Origin of the sequence: Halobacteriovorax sp. HFRX-2_2, from assembly GCF_043196705.1 — a bacterium.
Taxonomy (GTDB): Bacteria; Bdellovibrionota; Bacteriovoracia; order Bacteriovoracales; family Bacteriovoracaceae; genus Halobacteriovorax_A.
This window is the reverse complement of the sequence record NZ_JBEBMT010000001.1, coordinates 729,741-750,349: the sequence shown is the minus strand read 5'-3', so window position 1 is coordinate 750,349 and position 20,609 is coordinate 729,741. Positions and strand designations below refer to the sequence as shown.

Sequence of the window (20,609 nt, the reverse complement as noted above, 5' to 3'; positions counted from 1 at the left end):
CCAAATGGGGAAACTATGAAAAAGCAAAATCTATCGACACTGATTAAAGTTGCCATCTTCACTGGATTAATTCCACTTTCGACTTATGCAAATATTTGTACGATCGTGGAGAGAAAATTTGAAAGAAAAGGTTTTGAGAAGATTAGCGATTTCGATAAAGATTTCCAAGAAAGGTACAATAAATATAAAGAAAGATGTGATCTAGAAAAGTATAAGATCGCAGAAGAGAAGTTTCAAAAGAAGCAAACTAATATTGCAAAGGATGAGCAGAAGCATGCTGACTTCATCAAAGATCGTGAGTCAATTGAACTGACAACAGAAGACCTAAGAGACTACTATGATAACTCACCTATTATCGCTTACCGTGCATCACTAAAGTATAAGGTGTTTGACGGTAACAAAGAGATCTATCTGCAAAAGATTTCTGATGCAAATGCAATTTGCCAAAATATCTTAGGAGACAAGAAAGCAAAAGCAAAGAGTGCACTCGTTTCAATTGCTGAAAAAGAGCATATGGGACAAGTTCGCACACCTCAAGAAGTTAGTGATCAACTAGAGACGAGATTTGATGGAGCTGGTTCTTCAGCGGCTTTTAAAATCACAAAGAGAGGAATCTTTGATCTTGGTGACAATGTAGAGTCAGGAACTGTTACAGAAGACTTTGAAACATCAAGAAAAGAGCGTATGGAATTTAATGCAGACCTTAGAGTTCTACAGGCCAACGGAAAAATTTCAACATTTGCAAGTGATATTAGAGCGCTTGAGTTCTCGAAACTAGAATGTATTAACAACCCAGTAAATGAAAAAGATACTTTAGATGATATTGAAACAAAGACTACGATTGAAACAAGAGTAAACTCTGCAAAGATTGATAGCGATGAAGATGAGCAAAAAGTTATCGTAAAATTTGAAGCTCAAGAAAAGCAAAACTTCATGGCCCAAAAAGGAAATAGCGATCGTGTTAATCCAAACCAGCCAACGATCAATGATATCCGCAGAGGTGAAACAACAGAAAAGTACACAGTTGATGATCAAATTGACTTTATCCTAGGTGGATCAGTTAACTCAAGATCACAATAATAAAAATACCCCTCCCCCCTTTAAAGGCCCGCATTAAGCGGGCTTTTTTATTTTGAGAAATATTCAAATTCCATATACAATTTAGATATGAATAAATACTTAAAAGCACTTCTCATTACTAATATCGCTCATTTTTCGATTGCGCTAAGTCCTCAAGTTCCACCAAAGGTAATTGAAGAGGTTGAGTTTAAACCTCATATGGTTGAACACCTTATAAAAGGGTGTCCTGAGAATTCAGAATGTACAACAAAAATGGGTAGTATATCAGAGACGTTTAAGAGGACTTTCTTAAAAGGTAGTCTTAAAACGAAAAAGGAATTTGCAGCTAAGCATGGCCTTCCTTTCACATTCTGGACAACTCTCCCAAAAGACAATGATACAATCACCTACCAATCCAAGTGTAATTTTCATCGTCCACAAAAAGATAAATTTGGAAAGATCATAAACGATAGGCAACCAATCTACGAAGGGATCAGATTTCTTAAAAGCACAAAAGAATTAAAAAGTTCTCAAGATATTCTGCCTAATATTATGCTTAAAGAAGGACAAGAGAAGCCTATTATTATACCTCGTCACACTCTTCCCTTTTATACAAATGGGGACGCAATCTTCTTTCAACAAGAGTATCGCGGGGTCGATTTTAAGTTTAAAGTTGAAAATGAGAAAGTCTCTCTCTACACACAAGCTTTTGTGAATCATGAAATACAAGGTGCCGTTTGCAGTGAAGAGCTCTTAACTAAGTTTAAGGAAATCAATAGTCAAAAGCTCTACCAGAGTGCATATTGTAAGCTTATCTATGATGTAAGAGCGAAGAAGTACTTTCGCTATATTTTTGGATGGAGCTGTTAATTGCAACAGAAACAAATAGAAGAAATTGAGCTTTGTGTTTATAACCTAGAGAATCTCTTTATCAAGGATGCTTTTGATCATCCGCCAAACCTCAACTACTTCAAGTCACCATTAAACCTTAATCAGCTTCGTACTGTTTTTAATGAAGTTAACGCTGATATCTATGCACTAACAGAAATTGGCTATATTGAAAGCCTCCATTACTTCAATGACAATTACTTATCTAACGAATATGAGGTCTATCACAACCAAGGCAATAGTGACCGTGGAATCGAGAATGCTTTTCTCGTAAGAAAAGGGCTTCCTTTTTACTTTGAGCATCTATCTCATACGGAAAAGGAAATTGAATTTAGCTTACACGATGAAGATGAGACTAATTACTTTCTTTCAAGAGACTTCTCTCACCTGCGAATCTTTAAAGATCAAGAAAAGACACAACATATAATGAGTCTATTGAATGTTCACTTAAAGTCACAACGTGATGATGACACCGGTCATGACTTTCGCTCAGCGAGACGAAGAAAGGCAGAACTCGAATTATTAGTTCACGTCTATAAACAAGAGTGTACTCTCTACAATGAAACCCCAGTCATTCTATGTGGTGACTTCAATGGCAATGCTTCAAGTGAGAATACGGACGAAGAATTTTCTTCACTTTATAGTGAAACAAATCTCAAGGATGTTTTGGGAATCTTTCAACTCCCACTTGAATATCGAACGACCTTTTATCAATTTGTCGGCCAGGCAGCACATCCACTACAACTGGATTACCTCTTTATCGATGAAAGATTTAAATCTCAAATTACAGATGCGGCCGTTTACCGCTATCGCAATTCTGTGGGTAAGGTATTAGGCCCGCCGCGCAAACGCTCTGATATTTGGAATAATCCTTCAGACCACTACCCTGTTTATGCAATTTATAAGCTATTGAAATAAGATTGAAGAATCTTAAAATTACGCGATGCAATTGCAAGGATGAAAAAGATCATTTAAAAAATTTTCTATGCATCAAATTACACAACACATACTAATCTGGCTTATTGCGTTACCAACTTTTGCAACATCTGTTGTTGCTATTAGTGATAATCAAATTGATATCAACCATGTTGATCTTAAAGGTCAACTCTATACAAATCAACTTGAGTATAGCAATGGCAAGGATAGCGATCACAATGGCAAAGTCGATGATCTTAATGGGTGGAATTATATTCAAAACTCAGGAGAGGTTTTTGATTCAAGCCTAATTGGTACTTTTGATCCAAGAGTTTTTGAATACTACGAAGTTAGAAAAAAGAAGACTCTTAAAACGGCCACTGAGAGTGAACTTGAGTGGTACAAAGAAATTCGTAAAGACGATGATTTCATGGATAGCCGAGATGACTTCTCTTCATATACTCACGGCTCACACGTTGCTTGTTTGGCCATGAATACAAAGGCCCTGCCTTACGAATTAAAATCTAATGATATTCAATTTCTACCGATTCGCTATCTCGGAGACGATCCTGTTGGCCTATTTGCAAAGAAAGATTTTGTTCCTAGCAAGTATAAGAAGTCATATCTTAAGATTAGAAATATTGAAAACTATCTTACTTATTATCAGGACTGGATGATCGCTAAAATGAGTGAGACAGTGAAGTACTCATCAAAGTTTTCTCATATTTACCATGCCTCTTGGGGACAGAGCTGGGAGCCTGCCTATGATATGATCAATGGCCACTTCCAAGATGAATTCGACCTAAGTGAAAAAGAGGTTAATAAAAAATACGAAAAGCTCATTACTCAAATGCGTGATGACTATATGAATGGATTGATGAACAAAGGCCTGGCAGTTGTAAAAACGTATCCAAAAATGCTCTTTGTTTTCTCTGCTGGAAATAAGAAGGATGATACCGATACACTTCTTCACTATCCTTCGTCGATCATTGCAGACAATGTGATCTCAGTAGCAGCAATTGACGAACACAATAAAGACAAGGCCTACTTTTCTAATTTTGGAAAGAAGACTGTGACGATCTTTGCACCAGGAGTTGCTATTAATTCATGTACTCCAGGAGATCGCTATATTCCAATTAACGGAACATCTCAAGCTGCACCACAAGTCACGAATACTGCAGCAATGATCTTTGCCATGGCCCAATACTACAAGAAAGACATTGAAGCTTCAGTGGTTAAAGACATACTGGAGAAGTCGGCCAAGAAACTGACTACTTTAAGCAACCTTTGCACAAGTGGTGGAACCCTTGACCACGAAAGAGCTTTAGGGCTTGCTCGTTATTATTTTAAATAATATCTAAGCTAAATATTCATCTAAAATGAGCATATTTTGCCTAAACCTCTTATCTATTTTGACGATAAGAATAGATAAGAGGTGGATCATATGAACAAATTAGCAACTTTAATCTTACTATCTTCATTAATGAGCTGTGCTACTGGCACACATCATACTGAAACAATTGAAAACAAAATTGCAGGTTTTGAAGACCGCTCTGATAGTGAAATTAACCCGATCCCTTCTTATAAAATTAGGGCCTTTAAAAAGAAAAGTCGTGGCCCAGCAAGTGTTGGAGAAGAGCCTACTAAAGATATTTCAAAACTTGATAATAAGAAAGTTTACTTTCTTTCGCTCTATGAACAATACCTAACATTTTCACAGCTCTATCCAAGCTTCAAAAAAGAAGTTAAGACCTGTGCATACTTTCACCAAGAATTCATCTCATACAATGATAAACCACGTATTTGGGATTATCAGCTAAAAGAAGAGATTGATGACAGCATTGAAAATATCGTTTGGCATCTACCATATGATGGAGAGCGTGCGACTAAGAGTACTCTCCCACTTGCGATGCAAGAGCATATGGATCGAACTCACTATGAACTAACAAAGTTATGTGACAATGGCTTCTCTGATAACTACTACGTTTTTGAGAACTATATCACTCTTGCAAAGAGTGATAAAGTTGCAGCTGGTACAAGTGAAGGTGCGAACTCTTTAGTTAAGACGAGTTTAGTTTTCAATAAGCTTCTAATCGACAACCTCTCAACAAAGAAGAAAGTTAATGTTGGACGAGGACTTGCCTCAAGTACTGAAGAGATTGAATATACAGATATCTCATTTAGACGTATGCAAGCTCTTTGGTTTTAGGAATCTTTAACTAAATTAAGCCTTACCGACCTTTAAATTAAGATTAAGTAGAACCTATCATATTTCTATGAAAGCTCTACTAATCATCCCCTTAATCTTCCTAGTGGCCTTATCTTGTACTCAAGAGCGCCCTAAAGAATCGCGCCTATCCGAGATCACGAGAAGTTTCTATGAAATTCCTAACTTCTTCGATATTGAAATTGTCTCCATTGATGTCCAGAGTGAGGTCATAGACGAGAATTATAATTGTTATGAGTATAAGTTAGACATAAACTTGCGGGCGAAAGAAGACCTCCTAACACTTAGGCCAAATCGGCCATTTGGAAAGTATCGTATTAGAACGACAAAGGGAGAAGAGTTTATCCCCATTACAAATACAAAACATGAGCTCGAAAAAGAAATTCAATATTACGAAAATCAAATTGATCAGGTTGCTCTTATAAAGCAGTGTGTTCGAATGCGAGGAAAGAAGTGCATTCGTTACCGTAAAGTTAAGGCCTCGCGACGACACAAGGAAAGTATGATTGATCGAAAGATTGCCTCGACAAAAAAATTCTTTCCCTACGAAATAAATAAGAATCAAAACACAATTGTGAAAGAGTTACCAATTATTGTGTGTAAGAATGAATTAACTAATAAGTGGAATTAAATAACACCTGTTAGGAGTAAGTAGACCTCTCTAACATTTGCACGTACCACTGAAATCGATGTCATCATATCTGAATAATAGATATGCTTACGTCCATCCTCTTTATGGTGAACTTTCGCAAAGTCCTCTCTTTCAGTCATAAGATGTCTCTTAAGTTCACGAGTGCTAACAACGACTTCATTGATCTCTTCTTCAGTTGCAACTTGCCCCTTATAGACAGCAATGCTTCTTTGGTAAAGGGACTGTACTTCAGAAAAGTAACTTAGTAGACGGTCTGTTTCATCAGCTGATAACTTCCAATTCTCATAATACTTAGTGAGCATTGTAGTAAGCTTATCGAGGCTATCTGCCAATTGTTCAAGATCAGAGGCAATTTGCATAAGCTTGATGGCATTGCGACTCTCAACCTCTTCAGCACCGTTAGCAATTACTTTTGAGATAAAATCATTAATTTCTAATTGAATATTATCAATAATTTTTTCGTAATCTTTAATCTTTGCTAAAGCTCGAGCACCTTTGGTAGGACTCTCAATATACTCGTGACATTTTTCAAACATTCTTGAAACAATATCCAGTAATTTCCCAATCTCTAACTCGACTAAAACATAGGCCATTGTTGATGAAATATGTCTTCTCTCCCCCAAGAACTTTAGTTTTGGGCGATCCTTAAACTTCGCATCTGGATACATTCCTTTAATCAGTTCAGACACAATATTCTTAAAGAAGAAGTAATTTAAGATTGCTAATGAGATCACAAAGAATTGTCCCACTATAATGAGGCCAAGATTCCCCACCGTTGTTTCAACATTGTGGTCGATAATGACAATAAGTAAGAAACTAGCAAATGTAGCAACTAAGTAGTGAACAAGTGGGTGAAGAGAAAGTCGTATCGCAAGAGGCCTGGCAACCTTTCGTGCAGTATTAAAATTAATAAAGAACGAACTTAGTGTTGAGGCACAAATAATTGAGAAGCAAATACTAGCTGGAAAGACTCTTGTAAATATCATGACAACAGCAATTGCTAATGTCATTGTTTGACTTCTTAAAATGAAAGAGATCACACTTCCAATAACAAAACCAATTAAGAGATTTGTAAATAAAGAATAGTCGACAAATCTCACCACTAGATCTTGAACGAAGTCCCAAGTTAAAAGAGACACAAAGCTTTCATGCATGACTGAGATTCCTAAAAATAGAAATGCCAGTCCAAAGAGTAACTTAGTAAGCTTTCTTACAAAACGCTGAGAAAATATCAATCCAATAATAAGAGCAAATGCCATTAGATTAAGCGCCAGCTCTTGCCTTGAAAGCATTAATATAAGAAAGATAGCAACTGCACCAATAACTGAACCAAATAACATTGGTATCACACGATTCTTTCTTATTAGATTTGCATTAACGAGGCCCACCGTCACGATATTGGCCATCGTCGGAGAGAAGGCCAAAAGACTAAGTCTTGCCCCATTCCAGAAGTTGACGACAAAATTCTTACCATCAATATCTGAGGCAATATGCTTAATTGCACCAGAACCCAAACTCTGAATACCAGCAGAGATAATTCGTTGTCCGTAATAGAAAATAGCGAGTCCCGAAATGAAAAATAAAATCGTTTGCAAGTATTCCATGACTTATTTGATACAAATCCTTATGTGATTTACGAAGTGGCCTTGGCCAGCCAAATAGGGATAATAATATAGAGTATTGTATCTCGGATCAGATAAAATAGGAAAAAATAAATAAAAGCTTTTGGGCCCTTATTCCAAAGACCTTCAATACCTAGATATTGAATCTTCTTTGACATGGCCACCATAAATTTTGTTTTACCGTAGTGAGCGATAAAGAACGAGATAGCACCATCGACCTTGCGATCAAATGCCAGGAATGGAGCCTTTAGTCGCTCCAGAAAGGACTGTAGCGCAGTTTTCTGCTCTGGTTTCTTCTTATCTACTTCGTTTGCATTGTTAGTGATTGAGCTCATGATAGGCACAAATTAGCAGAGAATTGTAGCTGTGAAAAGGATTTTAGGCATCTTTGAACAAGTATTGATGACACCATATAGATTTTCTATTGGCGCCCAATCCAGATATATAAGATAGTAATATTATGGAAGAAGATATTGACTAATACACTCAGACAATACAAATTAGGGCAATATCACATAGAAATTATAAAGACGGATAAAGAAAAACAGGGTCTACAATTCCATGACACTTTTAGGTATCGATTTCGGTAATCTTAGTCACAGGGACCACAGACGACACAGTGCAAGGACGATTTTTTGTTACAAAAAATACACCTATTAAACATTCAAACGAAGAGTGAAAATATACCAACTCACCTACTGAAAATGCCAGGTGCGTTTGTTCTTATTACATGTCAAAGAACGATTATCTTAACGACATCAGAATTTTCTCAAGAAGACACTCAACTAGGTACATACTACTTTGGAAAAAAAGCATATCACTTTCTCTTAGAAACAATTTGCGGCCTACAAAGTAAACTCAAAGGTGAAAGTGAAATCGTTGCCCAATTCAAGGAAGCTTTTTCAAATTACCTTAAAGAAGATATTCGTTCTTCACTTATTCTTAGAGTTTTAGAAAAACTTTTTAAAGACGCTAAGGAAGTAAGAAAAGAACACCTCATTAAGATTGGACAACAATCTTATGCTGGTATTACAAGAAGAATCATTCAATCAAAGTACGACTCTGGTGATGTCCTTATTTTAGGATCAGGACAACTCGCAAGAGATTCAATTAAGCACTTAATGAAAAAATACAATGTTTACATTAGTGCAAGAAACCCACAAAAAGTACAAGAAATCATCAACGATTTTCCTAATATCAATATCACGGCAATTGAGTGGAAGAATTATAGCGAATACTTCAAATTCAATAGCTATGTGAACACAATTGGATGTTCAGGAAAGATCTTTGCTGAAGAGTTCTTTGCTGGTCACTGTCCAAGCAACTCAATCTTTGTCGACCTTGGCTCACCTTCTGTCATTGATACTCAATTTGATAAGAAACAAGGTGTTTACCGTTTAGGAGATATTCTTAATCACGGTAAAATGTTAGATGAAGAAAAAATTGAGAAGCTAGATCAAGCAAAATTGGCCATTGAAACTCTTGTTGAAAAAAGAGCAAAGCATCTGGCAAACGTTCGCGCAAATCTTTAGTTTTAATTAACTCACAAGCACCGATAACTTAGTCGATCAGTCATCTACAGTAAATTACTGTAGGAGACGTCGTGGAAATAAATATCCCAAGCAGTGTCGGCCATATTCCATCCACTACACTGAAATGGATAAGAGAGAATTCAAAAGTCTTTAATAAGGATCTTATTTCTTTAAGAATCTTATTAACGTTGAGTCTAGTCATAAGTACAACATCCCTGGCCTTACCAGTTGTTCTAATGCAGCTCTTTGATCGTATCATTCCGGGCCACAATACAGGTAGCGCCATTGTCCTTCTCTTTGGGCTTACACTCTTTGTTTTGGCCGAGTCAGCACTAAAGTACTTACGCTACTACTTTGTAACCTTCGCATCAGCACGATTTGAAAATAAACAATCACAAGAGTTGATAAAGAAAATAATTACCGACACTGATTTTTATGATGTTGGAGTTTTCCAATACTCACTAAAGGAAATACAAAGAAATAAAGATTTTTTTGCGGGCAAAGGTTTTGTCACATTATTAGAACTTCCATTTCTATGTCTTTATTTTGGTTTTCTCTTCTACCTCAATCCATTAATGGCCTTCGTGCCCTTTGTTGCATTCTCTGTCTATATGATGGTTTCTTTTTACGCCGTAAAGAGAATGACTAGAATCATTCAGCTTAAACATATAACAGATATTGAGCAAAACAACCTACTTTATAAGATTTTAGATAACCTCACTCTCCTAAGAAAATTTGGTCGAATCAACCTATTCAATAATCGTTTCAAAAAGAAACAGGCAGCGGTAACTAAGAATAACTATTTGCTTGGTCGTTACGCATACTTTCACTTTAATCTGAGTCAACTTATGTTACAGCTCACATCTGTCGCAATCATAGCGACGGGATCTTACTTAGTGGTTAATGGCCTGATGAGTATTGGCGCCCTTGCAGCGTCACTAATTTTGGCCAATCGTTGTATCGCGCCAACAGATAAAATATTTAAGGCCTTAAGAAAGATTCATGAAGTAAAAGTTATGACGGATATTATTGTTCACCCAAGAGGAAGATCGCAGGAAAAAGAAAAGGTAAATATTGATAAGATTTACTCAATGGTAATCCCCATTTACATCAGAGGAAGGAAGCATGAGATTCCTTTCATGAAGGGTGATACTATCTCTTTAAAGAATCAAGACAAAGACACAAAGGAGTTTCTCTTTGCTCCAAATCTTAGGTCTATTACAAACAAAGTCTATGTCGATGATTTAAAACTATCAGATATTGATGATCTAAGCCTTTATAAAAATATCGCCATTATCAATGCTAGGCCAAATATATGGAATGGAACAATAAGGGATAACATTACTTCATTCGGGCTTGTTAATGAGAAGAAGGCCCAGAGCTATATCGATACCTTGGGACTAGGTGAAATCATAAAAAAACTTCCTCATGGACTCGATACAAAGCTTACTTCTGAAGTCGAAGATAATATTTCTGATGAAGTGAAATCGCTTATCTACATTACCAGACAACTTGCACTTGAGCCTGAAGTCATCGTTCTAAATGAATTTGAAGCAGGAGTTGATCGTGAGAATTACATCAATATATTTAATTATATAGCAAGTATTAGAGAGTCCCGAATAATCTTCGTAAACACAAGAGATAGAAACTTATTAAAACTATGTAACCGTGATCTTCTGAACAATCGTATCGGAGAGATTGATACTTACTTAGTCTAGGGAGAGGTATGTCCAATATAAAAATGATCTTTCATAATTTCATGGAACTAAAGTATCAAGATGACTACAGTGAAGATGTAAATGAAATACTAATGTCATATCGTCATATGAAAGAAATTGACTTGATAAACGCATTAGCAACGATCGGCCTTGAGGCAAAAAAAATAGAGCTTGAATTAAAAAATATTGAAATCGACGCGCTTCCCTGCTTATTAATATCAAATATCGATCTTGAAGGTTTCTGTGCAAAGAATGATCACCTAATACTTACTTACGAAAAAGAAAAAGATGAAGAAAAAGGAAAATTCTATCTCATAAATGACCATGACCTTAAACGACAAATTGATATTGATAGCTTCCCTATCAAATATACACTCTTAATTAGGGAATTTAATGAAGTAGAGCTTAGAAATGAAAGGATATTTAGAAATACAAATAAGAAATTTTCTTCTTGGACAAGGGCGATTACGAGAAGGTTTAAAAAAGAATTATCGAAGCTAATCATCCTATCTTTAATCAATACACTAAGCACACTGGCCTTTGCTATTTATGTTCTTATTATTTACGAAATGATCACTGGAGCTAGGCCTTTAGAAGTCCTCATCCCAGCAACATCTGGAATTATCTTACTACAAGTAATTAGTTATTTTGCACGTGGTATTAGATCAAATATTATCAATTGGTGTACAAACCGCATTGACTATATTCTCGAGATAGCAATTTTAGAAAAAATATCCACAATGTCAGATCATCAAAGGGAGATCGAAAAAATTGACTTTCAGGTTAACCGTTTTGAGGACATTAAAGATGCTGTCAAATTTCTTTCATCTGAAAATAACCTGAAGCTCATTGACACAATTTTTAATACTCTTCTCATTTTTCCAATTTTTTTCTTATCATGGGAGATGGCCATCCCTCTCGTTTTTCTCGCACCAATGGTAACTTTTCTTTATTACTCAGAGCTTACGAAGATAAGAATCAAGAAAGAAACCTATGATCAATTACATGAAAATAAGAATAATCTAGTCAATGAACTTAAAAGAGGTTCTGAAGAGATCTATCTGGAGAACTTATTTCCAATATTTTCAAATCGTTTATCATCCCTTAGCTCAATGTCTTGCTTTAAGGAACAACAATATAAGATGAATGCCTACCGAACAGAGTTCTTCTCAAAAGTCATCACCATTACGATTGTCTTGGCATCCACAATCATAGGCCTGCTACTTGTTTGGAATCAAGAATTAGCTATCGCTAACTTTATCGCTGTTTTAGTTTTAGTTTGGAATATACTCACAACAGCACAACAAATACCGAGTTCAATACAAAGACTAGACTCTATATCTTGCTCATTTAGAAAATTGCACAAGCTCTTTTGTGAAAGAAGTGAGACGAGAACATACCGCTCAAGTGAGGATCTTTATACGAAAAATTTTGAAATAAATTTTAAATCAGTCTCTTTTCAATACCCAGATACATTGGAAAATGTCTTCAGTGATATCAATATAAAAATAAGGCCAAATCAGGTCTATGGCATTCATGGTGGTGCAAGATCAGGAAAGAGTGCTTTTATAAAACTACTCAACAAAACCTACCTTCCCCAATCAGGCTCAATTCTCATTGGGGGAATCGATCATAGACAATTCGACACACTCTATCTTAGACAGCATATCCTAACGCTAAACTTAAAGAAGTCATTATTGAAAGATATGAGTATTTACGAAAATATCAAATATATTAATCCTCTAATCACTCGAGATGATATCATGATATATTTGGGATTCTTTGGAATTGGAGAGCTTCTTGAGGAAAATGGACTAACTATTGACACCCCTCTTAGCGGCGAATCGAAACTAAAAATCACAAATGAACTATACTCTGCAATAGTTTTAGCAATTCCATTTTGCACTCAGGCAAAAGTCGTTCTCATTGAAGATATTCCCTCAAGCATAATTAACAAACAGTTCAAGCTATTAAAGAAGTTTTTAAAACTATCTAAGAAAAACTTTGCCGTAGTTTTCTGTAGTGAACACAAAGAAATATTGAAAGAAGCAGATAATATAATCTACATGGCACCTAACAAAGAATTCACTTCCGGGACAAAGGACAAACTCTTTGAATACCTTGAAGAGAACGCCCTCATATAAGGAGGATAATGATGAAGAATAAAAGAAAAAGATTCTCGTTTGGTAGTAGTCTTGATTATGCTAAGCAAACAGACTATATCGGACAAGACCTTCTCTTAGAAGAAGCAAGAATCCCATATGTATCCAAGTCAATTATCCTTCTTTCATTATTTACGGTGATAGCATTCTTTGCATGGTCTTCCTTCTCAACAGTTAACGAAGTCATCCAGGCCAATGGAGAAATTGAAGCAACCACAATCACACACCTTATCAAGCACAATAAATCAGGAATCCTAGATTCTCTTGAAGTCATGAATGGACAATACATAAAGGCGGGTGATTTACTCTACACCCTTATTGATGAAAAAAAGAATAAAGATAATAATTCAGTCAGTAAAGAGATCCTCTTAATTCGATCACCTATTACTGGAATTGTTAATGAGGTTGACTATAAAGCAGTTGGAACAAATGTAAGTAAAGACAGGAATATTGTAAAAATCCTTCCAATAGATGATAGGCCAATCGCGACCGTAAGAATTACCCCACAAGACTTAGCGCCTCTTCAAGAAGGGATGATAGTAAAGATAAAAGTCACCTCTCATCAAACCCATCGCAATCAAGTTGTTTCCGGATGGATTGAGTCCATATCCCCAAGTGTATTTTATACAAGTAATGGATCAAGTTATCATAAGATTAAGGTGATACTTTCTAAAAACTATATTGGGCAGAACCAGGAAAGAAACTTAATTCTTCCAGGAATGAAAGTTCACGCAGATATACAAATAGCGGAAAAGAGTATCCTACGTTACCTACTTCAGCCGATCGATACTTCATTAAGTTACGCATTAACGGAGAGATAATATGTTTAAAAGAATACAACAGGCGGTTCAAGAAATCACAAGTGAAGCTAGTGCAAGCAAGGACTTAAAAGAACGAGAGACTCAGTCAGAGAAATCGAAAGTTCTCATTATAAGCAACAATGAAAGCATTACTGAACGACTAACGACAGTCCTAGATGATACATATGATATAGTACAACGAGATAGCATTTCGATGATCATGCAAGTCTTTGCTAATGTTAAGAAAAACGATATCGACCTTATTCTCTTTTATGACTCAGACTTAAATAAGGATCTTTCAATCTTTTCAACATTAAGAAAATATCCACGTTTCTCAAACATACCTATTATTGTCTTAGCACAAGAGATTACAGAAAAGCGTAAATCACATTATCTTGAAAATGACTTGAATGACTTTATCGATCTTCAAAGCTTCCCCCTCATTAAACAACTTGCAAACTCAAAAATAAAACTTCAATCAAGAATTAACTCGATCATCAATTACTCTATCGATCATAATAGTGGCCTTGATATCGTCACCAATGCGCAAATGCATCTTAGGACATTGGCCGATATTGCAAGCTGTGCCAGAACTTTAAAACTATTTACCAACGCAACGATTACGCAAGAAAGAGCCTTCTTTGAAATCATTTTAAACTCCCTAGAACATGGACAGTTAAAAATCGATAAGAATGAGCGACAAAAAGTAAAGGATAATGGTGACTATGAAAGTTACCTCGACATACTTTGCGATCGAAACAAAGAAGCGGTCATTGTAACTTATGAAAAGCTAGAGGATTCATACCGTATCTCTGTTATTGATGGTGGAGATGGTTTTAATTTTAAGAAATACCTAAGGCCTAACCTAAGTAACTCGATTAATGAGACAGAAAAAGGCATTGCAATAGCTAATAGTACGAAAGGAATAGAGTTAAATTATATTGGCCCTGGCAATATTGTTGAGATCAATATCCCACATCAAGAAAAATTTAAGCTTTGGCATTAGGACGAAATGATAAGAGATAAAAAAGGCCCTAGTTCTAGGGCCTCTATAAATTAAAGACTTTCTAAAGCAGAATAGAGGTCAACAACCCCACCTGTTAGGATGTCACCATCCATTGAGGACTTTGTTGTCACACTATTCATTAATACATTTTTTAATTCAACGGCAGTTAAATAAGGATGTCTTGAAAGAACTTCAGCAGCAACTCCTGTCGTATTAGGAGAGGCCATGGAAGTCCCTGACATATTTCCATAACGATTCCCTGGAGTCGTTGAATAAATAGAAGAACCTGGTGCTGCAACATCAACGTTTACAAAACCGTAATTTGAAAAATAAGAAAAGCGTCCATAGCGAGTTGAAGAAGCGACAACTAACATCCCCTCACTGTCATAAGAAGCAGGGTAAGTTAATTTTGTATCAATATTTTGAGAACTATTACCTGCACTCACAACAACCAGAGTGTTATAAGTTTTAGCGATATAGTCGATTGTCTCTTTTACTAATATTCCGCCTTCATTATGAGACTTACCAAAAGAGCAGTTAATTACTTTTGCTCCATTTCTTGCAGCATAGAGAAAACTTTCAGCGATATCAACATCTGTCTCATCACCATAGCTAGGAACTGAGCGAAGTCCCATGATGCGAACATTGGAAGCAACACCAGCAATACCAACTCCATTATTTTGAGTTGCTGCAATTGTTCCAGAAACGTGAGTTCCATGCGAATGGCCATCCATCATATCCCCTGTCGCATTTCCATCACTGTCACGCTCTAGAGTATTGATACCGTGAATATCATCAATATAACCATTGCCGTCATCATCAATTCCATTGCCTGGAATTTCATTTACGTTTGTCCACATAACATCTTTTAAGTCTTCGTGGTTGTAATCAACTCCAGTATCGACAACTGCAACGATCACTGGTTCGTTAGACGAGGCCAGTCCACTTTGTTCATAGGCTCTGTTAACACTCATTCCGTGCTTACTTGCATCTTTAAATGCCCATAGCTTTGAAAGTTTAGGATCATTTAAAACAGAGCTGTAAATCTCATCACCTTCCTCAACTGATTCTGATTCAATCGCTTCAACAGGTGTTGGAAGTGGCTCACGTTTTGAGAATGTATCAAACTGAGCATCTTGAATATCTTGGTGAGACCTTAATTTATCAAGAAGGGTTTCATCACCATTTGTGTAGAGAACATATGTAGTTTCAAAAAAGTAAACTGATTTTTTTATTCCGTTTATCGATGGTATTTCTTTACCATTCTTTAACTTTACAATAATTCGTTTTGGGTTGATGCTAAGAGACGATGCCTTAGCTGTGATATTTAGGAAAAAACCTAATAAAATTAGGACTGTCCCTATTAAGATCGATCGATTCATTTGCAATTCCTTTTGCTAATAAAATTTCAATGACTTAAGTGTATATATAAAAAAACGATATAGAAAATGTCTTTTTCTTACATTTTCACTCGGAGATGGGACCACTTCAGTTAAAAATCAAACAATAGACTCGTCGCGCATACTTGGTTTTAATGACAATTTCATGACAAAAAAGTAAGTTATCTAATGTATTTTACGTTCACACCATAAACAAGGATTTATTTTGAAATACATCATCGGAACACGTGGCTCTTTATTGGCCCTGACTCAATGTAATCAAGTAAAAGATCAACTCGAAGAACTAACTGGTGACGAGTTTGAATTAAAAGTAATTAAAACTCAAGGTGATCAAATTGTTGATAAGCCACTTTGGCAACTTGAGGGAAAAGATTTTTTTACAAAAGAATTAGATGCGGCCCTGCTTCAGGGAGAGATCGACTTAGTCGTACATTCATACAAGGACCTAGGAAGTGATAGGCCAGAAGGTATTAAGTTAGCTGCAATCTCAAAAAGAGCATACGCTTACGATATTCTTTTAATTAAAGAAGAAACGGTTAGTAAGCTTATGGCCAAAGAACTGACAGAATTTGTTGTTGGAACATCGTCTCCACGTCGAATTGTAAATATTGAAAGTTCTCTTTCTGAATTTCTACCTTACGGAGATAACGTAAAGGTATCGACTAAAATGCTTCGCGGAAACGTAAATTCACGTATTCAAAAGCTTAGAGAAGATAATTACGATGCCATTGTACTTGCTATGCCAGGTATTGAAAGACTTGCCATCACAGAGAGTTCAAGAAAAGAGCTAGAAGTACTACTGGCAGGAATGACTTATGCAGTTCTTCCGCATAGCCAATTTCCAGCAGCAGCTTCTCAAGGAGCTCTTGGAATCGAATGCCTAGAGAATCGTGATGACAATGGGGCGCTAGAAGAAAAGCTTCAAAAACTTCAAGATAAAGATACTGTAAGTGAAGTAAGCCGTGAGCGTAAAGCATTTGCAAGCTACGGAGGTGGTTGTCACCTAGCAGTTGGTATCAACGTTACGAAAAAGGGCGACTACTATATTCATACTCACAAAGGAAAAGTTGACGACAAGGTCATCTATGAAAGACACCTTGAAGGAAGCTTTCCATCACCTGCTTCAAAAGCGAAAGCCTTTATTGGTCTTCCACACGCAGACCACAGAGAACAAGAATATATCTATTGTGAGTTAATTCACAAAGAAGCGCTAAAGAATGCACGCGTGCCAAATAACGACATTCTTCTTTCTGCACGCTATGGTGTAAGCCTTCTAAAGAATCACGGAAAATCTGTTTATACAGCAGGTACTTCTACTTGGAAGCTCTTGGCACAAAACGGCCAGTGGGTTCATGGATCATGTGACGGACTTGGTGAAGATGTACTAGATAAGATTCGTGATTCAAAGGCCATTGAAGTACTGAATGGGCCAAAAGAAGAGCTAACTATTTTAACTCATAAAGACTCTTACTCTGACTATGGCCAAGTATTTGAATCATACGAAAAAAGCGACAAAGAAGTACGTGAGAACTTTTTCGATGAGCTTAGACAGTGCGATGTATTCTTTTGGACAAGCTACTCTCAGTACAAAACTTATATTGAACACCTACCAGAGCTTAAAGATAAGTTTCATGCATGTGGACTTGGTAAGACATTTGAACAACTTTCAAAAGAAGATATCACAGTACGTCCATTTGCCAGCATGGAAGAGTTTAAAATTTGGCTAAAAAAATAAGATTATTAAATTAAAGGAATATATATGAGTAATATGCACACAGAAATTTTTGAAAAGAGTAAGAAGATGGTTCCAGGTGGAGTTCACTCACCTGTTCGTTCATTCAAAGGAATGACTTCAACTCCTAAATTCTTTAAGAGCGCTAAGGGTGCTTACTTTACTGACATTGAAGGTAAAGATTATATCGACTTTTGCATGAGCTTTGGGCCACTTGTTCTTGGTCACCAAAACGATACTGTAAAAGAAAAACTAACTGAGGCCCTAGGTCGTGGTTGGAGCTACGGAGCATGTGAGCCATACTCGGTAGATTTAGCAGAATACTTACTTTCACGTCTATCACACGTTGATCAAATTAGATTTGTAAACTCAGGAACAGAAGCAGTTATGACAGCTCTTCGTCTTGCTCGTGGTGTGACTGGAAAGAATAAAATTATCAAGTTCAATGGTTGTTACCACGGACACGTTGATGCCATGTTAATTAAAGCAGGTTCAGGTCTTGCAGGAGCAGCTGAATCTTCTTCACTTGGTGTTCCTAAAGGTGTCGCTGATGACACACTTATTCTAGAGCTTGAAGACCTAGACGGTGTAAAGAAGTGTTTTGAAGATCACAAAGGTGAGATCGCAGCAATTATCATCGAGCCTCTACCAGCTAATAATGGTCTCCTTATTCAAGACCAAGCATTCCTTGAAGGCTTAAGAGAAATCACAAAAGCAAACGATGCTCTTTTAATTTTTGACGAGGTTATCTCTGGTTTCCGTGTTGCATTTGGTGGTATGGCAGAGCTTACAGGAATCACACCTGATATCGTAACTTACGGTAAGGTAATTGGAGGCGGTCTTCCGGTTGGTGCAATTGCCGCTAAGAAAGAAATCATGGAACACCTTGCTCCAGTTGGTGGTGTTTATCAAGCTGGTACACTAAGTGCAAACCCACTTGCGATGGTTGGTGGACTTGAAACACTTAAGCAGATGACAAAAGAAAGCTACAAAGAGCTTGAAGATAACACTCTTAGAATTGTGAATATCTTTAAGAAGTGGCTTGCAGAATATAATGATGGCCAATTTTCGAATTACAATATCATTCACCACTCTTCTCTATTCTGGATCGTTCCAGGAGATAAGATTAAGTCAGTTGGAAATATTCCAGGTAATATCGGTGAAGACTTTGTTCCATTATTTGAATTACTTCTTGAAAAAGGAATCTACCTATCTCCAAATGCATATGAAGTAGGATTTGGTTCACTTGCACATAATGAAGAAGTTGCTAAGGATTTAGAGAACAGACTTTGGAACTAAAGAAATCTTCTTCTCCATTCTTTCTGATCTCGACAATAACGACGGGATTAATCGGGCTCTTTGGCCTGTGGTGGCTCTTTTTAATTTTTAAAATGAGTGATCGCTTGGCAAAACTAAATAGTACAGAGGGCCCAGATATTGGCTCACTTATAAAATGGGAAGGAATTACATTCTTAGTTCTGATACTCATTCTAGTGAGTTCACACACTCTCCTCTTTATTAGAGATCAGAGAAAAAATCGCTCAATTGCAGCTTTCTTTGCTGGTCTTACTCATGAACTCAAGACCCCACTGGCAAGTATCAAGCTTCAATCAGAAGTGATTAAAGATGAAGTTGAAAAAGACTCTAATCAAAGACTACAGAGACTTACGACTCGTCTAATTGACGACACGATTCGCCTTGAGAATCAAATGGATAAAATCCTGCAACTTTCTCGAATTGAGCGTGGCGGGAATTTAAACTCGACAGATATTGAAATTAATCACTTCCTTGAAAAAATCATTCAAGGTGGCTACCAAGATAAGTTACAGGTTACGATAAATAAAGACGCCGAAAATATAAGCCTACAAGCAGATGAGTTTGCTTTAAGTATTATTTTTAAGAACCTTTTAGAAAATACAATTTCCCATACAGATTCAAATGAAGTGGAGATTCACATTAGCACAAAAGGCGAAGCCGTTCATATCAGATACCACGATCGTGGCAGCTTCAGTGGAGATGTCAAAAAGCTTGGAAAACTTTTCTACAAGCATCAATCGACGAAAGGTTCTGGGATTGGCCTCTACCTATCCAAGAAGCTTATTGAAACGATGAAAGGACATTTTGATATTACTTTAGATAAAGGCCTTATCTTCAATATTCAGTTACCAATGTCTGAACAAAGTGACGGAGGAAAGGATGAGTAATTTTGGTAAAATTCTTGTCGTTGAAGATGATAACAATCTTGGTGATACTCTAAGTGAGTACTTAGGCGATATTGGCCATGAATGCCGATTAGCAAAGAATGTTAAAGATGCTCGCTATTATTTTGAGGACTTTAAACCAAATATTATCCTAATGGATATTGGGCTTCCTGATGGAAATGGGATTGATCTTGCTAAAGACTTTAGAAAGATTAGAAAAGATTTTATTCTCCTTTTCCTATCTGCCCTAAATGACCCTCAAACAAAAGTTGAAGGATTTGAAGCAGGTGGTGAAGACTATATTACAAAGCCATTTGCTCTTAAAGAGCTAACGATTAGGCTTGATCGACTCTTAAGCTTTAAGACTAATATTGACTCACTGGAAGAAGAGATTCTAATTGGTGATTTGAAGATTTGGCCAAAGCGTTTTGAAGTGCAAGATGGCGATGGAAAGATTCTAAACCTGACACAAAAAGAATGCGCCATTTTAGAGATCTTACTTAAGAAGAAGAATGAAGCAGTAGAAAGAGATTTTATTATTGATGAGGTATGGGGTGAGGATAAATTTCCATCACAACGTACTGTAGATAACTATATTGTTAAACTTAGAAAATGGGCCGAAAGCGACTCTAAGAACTCACTAGAGATCCAAAGTGTTCGTGGAATTGGCTACAAGCTTATTATAAAGGAATAAA

At 36.4% G+C, this 20,609-nt stretch carries 18 protein-coding genes; 15 read left to right on the top strand and 3 right to left on the bottom strand.

What is annotated here, in order from left to right:
* Nucleotides 1–15: 15 nt before the first annotated feature.
* From ABMA79_RS03645 to ABMA79_RS03620, 6 genes are all read left to right on the top strand, one after another.
* A complete protein-coding gene (locus ABMA79_RS03645; RefSeq protein ID WP_393090374.1) occupies nt 16–1,080 on the top strand; it encodes a hypothetical protein in 1,065 nt (354 codons plus the stop codon).
* A gap of 87 nt (nt 1,081–1,167) precedes the next feature.
* Nucleotides 1,168–1,929 carry a hypothetical protein gene (locus ABMA79_RS03640; protein WP_393090371.1) on the top strand — a complete coding sequence of 254 codons (762 nt, stop codon included), beginning with the start codon at nt 1,168–1,170 and terminating at the stop codon, nt 1,927–1,929.
* A complete protein-coding gene (locus ABMA79_RS03635; RefSeq protein ID WP_393056132.1) occupies nt 1,930–2,865 on the top strand; it encodes an endonuclease/exonuclease/phosphatase family protein in 936 nt (311 codons plus the stop codon).
* Between the two features lie 67 nt (nt 2,866–2,932).
* A complete protein-coding gene (locus ABMA79_RS03630) occupies nt 2,933–4,216 on the top strand; it encodes a S8 family serine peptidase (protein WP_393090368.1) in 1,284 nt (427 codons plus the stop codon).
* Between the two features lie 90 nt (nt 4,217–4,306).
* A complete protein-coding gene (locus ABMA79_RS03625; RefSeq protein WP_393090366.1) occupies nt 4,307–5,071 on the top strand; it encodes a hypothetical protein in 765 nt (254 codons plus the stop codon).
* A 67-nt stretch (nt 5,072–5,138) separates the two neighbouring features.
* Nucleotides 5,139–5,720 (top strand): hypothetical protein, encoded by a 582-nt coding sequence (locus ABMA79_RS03620; protein WP_393090364.1) that lies wholly within the window; start codon nt 5,139–5,141, stop codon nt 5,718–5,720.
* On the opposite strand, the gene ABMA79_RS03615 is transcribed toward ABMA79_RS03620, so the two are convergent.
* Together ABMA79_RS03615 and ABMA79_RS03610 are read right to left on the bottom strand one after the other, a co-directional pair.
* A complete protein-coding gene (locus tag ABMA79_RS03615; RefSeq protein WP_393090361.1) occupies nt 5,717–7,345 on the bottom strand; it encodes a PhoU domain-containing protein in 1,629 nt (542 codons plus the stop codon). The genes ABMA79_RS03620 and ABMA79_RS03615 overlap by 4 nt on opposite strands.
* Nucleotides 7,346–7,374: 29 nt before the next feature.
* Nucleotides 7,375–7,698: a hypothetical protein gene (locus ABMA79_RS03610; protein ID WP_392856255.1), complete on the bottom strand. Its 324-nt coding sequence runs from the start codon at nt 7,696–7,698 to the stop codon at nt 7,375–7,377.
* A 300-nt stretch (nt 7,699–7,998) separates the two neighbouring features.
* On the opposite strand from ABMA79_RS03610, the gene ABMA79_RS03605 reads away from it, so the two are divergent.
* From ABMA79_RS03605 to ABMA79_RS03585, 5 genes are all read left to right on the top strand, one after another.
* Nucleotides 7,999–8,895, top strand: a complete 897-nt coding sequence (locus ABMA79_RS03605) for a hypothetical protein (RefSeq protein ID WP_392856257.1) — start codon at nt 7,999–8,001, stop codon at nt 8,893–8,895.
* A 71-nt stretch (nt 8,896–8,966) separates the two neighbouring features.
* Complete coding sequence (locus ABMA79_RS03600) at nt 8,967–10,613, top strand: ABC transporter transmembrane domain-containing protein (protein WP_393090358.1); 1,647 nt, start codon at nt 8,967–8,969, stop codon at nt 10,611–10,613.
* An 8-nt stretch (nt 10,614–10,621) separates the two neighbouring features.
* Entirely contained in the window at nt 10,622–12,757 is a 2,136-nt protein-coding gene (locus ABMA79_RS03595; RefSeq protein WP_393090355.1) for an ATP-binding cassette domain-containing protein, read from the top strand.
* Nucleotides 12,758–12,765: 8 nt separating this feature from the next.
* A complete protein-coding gene (locus tag ABMA79_RS03590) occupies nt 12,766–13,596 on the top strand; it encodes an HlyD family efflux transporter periplasmic adaptor subunit (protein WP_393090352.1) in 831 nt (276 codons plus the stop codon).
* A gap of 1 nt (nt 13,597) precedes the next feature.
* Complete coding sequence (locus ABMA79_RS03585; protein WP_392856265.1) at nt 13,598–14,581, top strand: hypothetical protein; 984 nt, start codon at nt 13,598–13,600, stop codon at nt 14,579–14,581.
* A 50-nt stretch (nt 14,582–14,631) separates the two neighbouring features.
* Here the strand turns inward: ABMA79_RS03585 and ABMA79_RS03580 are convergent, their stop codons facing one another.
* On the bottom strand, nt 14,632–15,963 hold the full coding sequence (locus ABMA79_RS03580; protein WP_393090349.1) for a S8 family peptidase: 1,332 nt from the start codon (nt 15,961–15,963) through the stop codon (nt 14,632–14,634).
* 223 nt (nt 15,964–16,186) lie between these two features.
* Between ABMA79_RS03580 and hemC the strand changes: the two genes are divergently transcribed.
* The 4 genes from hemC to ABMA79_RS03560 all read left to right on the top strand — a co-directional run bounded on the left by hemC (nt 16,187) and on the right by ABMA79_RS03560 (nt 20,608).
* Complete coding sequence (hemC, locus tag ABMA79_RS03575; protein ID WP_393090346.1) at nt 16,187–17,716, top strand: hydroxymethylbilane synthase; 1,530 nt, start codon at nt 16,187–16,189, stop codon at nt 17,714–17,716.
* A 24-nt stretch (nt 17,717–17,740) separates the two neighbouring features.
* Nucleotides 17,741–19,012, top strand: coding sequence for a glutamate-1-semialdehyde 2,1-aminomutase (locus ABMA79_RS03570; RefSeq protein ID WP_392856270.1), 1,272 nt, complete (start codon nt 17,741–17,743; stop codon nt 19,010–19,012).
* 92 nt (nt 19,013–19,104) lie between these two features.
* On the top strand, nt 19,105–19,917 hold the full coding sequence (locus ABMA79_RS03565) for a sensor histidine kinase (RefSeq protein ID WP_393090343.1): 813 nt from the start codon (nt 19,105–19,107) through the stop codon (nt 19,915–19,917).
* Nucleotides 19,910–20,608: a response regulator transcription factor gene (locus tag ABMA79_RS03560; protein ID WP_392856274.1), complete on the top strand. Its 699-nt coding sequence runs from the start codon at nt 19,910–19,912 to the stop codon at nt 20,606–20,608. Before ABMA79_RS03565 ends, ABMA79_RS03560 begins: the two co-directional genes overlap by 8 nt.
* The last annotated feature ends 1 nt before the right edge of the window (nt 20,609 follow it).

Bases quoted from the DNA above. Each gene is read 5' to 3' on its own strand.
- ABMA79_RS03645 (WP_393090374.1), top strand. From the start codon at position 16: ATGAAAAAGCAAAATCTATCGACACTGATTAAAGTTGCCATCTTCACT.
- ABMA79_RS03640 (WP_393090371.1), top strand. From the start codon at position 1,168: ATGAATAAATACTTAAAAGCACTTCTCATTACTAATATCGCTCATTTT.
- ABMA79_RS03630 (WP_393090368.1), top strand. From the start codon at position 2,933: ATGCATCAAATTACACAACACATACTAATCTGGCTTATTGCGTTACCA.
- ABMA79_RS03625 (WP_393090366.1), top strand. From the start codon at position 4,307: ATGAACAAATTAGCAACTTTAATCTTACTATCTTCATTAATGAGCTGT.
- ABMA79_RS03620 (WP_393090364.1), top strand. From the start codon at position 5,139: ATGAAAGCTCTACTAATCATCCCCTTAATCTTCCTAGTGGCCTTATCT.
- ABMA79_RS03615 (WP_393090361.1), bottom strand. From the start codon at position 7,345: ATGGAATACTTGCAAACGATTTTATTTTTCATTTCGGGACTCGCTATT.
- ABMA79_RS03610 (WP_392856255.1), bottom strand. From the start codon at position 7,698: ATGAGCTCAATCACTAACAATGCAAACGAAGTAGATAAGAAGAAACCA.
- ABMA79_RS03595 (WP_393090355.1), top strand. From the start codon at position 10,622: ATGTCCAATATAAAAATGATCTTTCATAATTTCATGGAACTAAAGTAT.
- ABMA79_RS03590 (WP_393090352.1), top strand. From the start codon at position 12,766: ATGATGAAGAATAAAAGAAAAAGATTCTCGTTTGGTAGTAGTCTTGAT.
- ABMA79_RS03585 (WP_392856265.1), top strand. From the start codon at position 13,598: ATGTTTAAAAGAATACAACAGGCGGTTCAAGAAATCACAAGTGAAGCT.
- ABMA79_RS03580 (WP_393090349.1), bottom strand. From the start codon at position 15,963: ATGAATCGATCGATCTTAATAGGGACAGTCCTAATTTTATTAGGTTTT.
- ABMA79_RS03570 (WP_392856270.1), top strand. From the start codon at position 17,741: ATGAGTAATATGCACACAGAAATTTTTGAAAAGAGTAAGAAGATGGTT.
- ABMA79_RS03565 (WP_393090343.1), top strand. From the start codon at position 19,105: ATGAGTGATCGCTTGGCAAAACTAAATAGTACAGAGGGCCCAGATATT.
- ABMA79_RS03560 (WP_392856274.1), top strand. From the start codon at position 19,910: ATGAGTAATTTTGGTAAAATTCTTGTCGTTGAAGATGATAACAATCTT.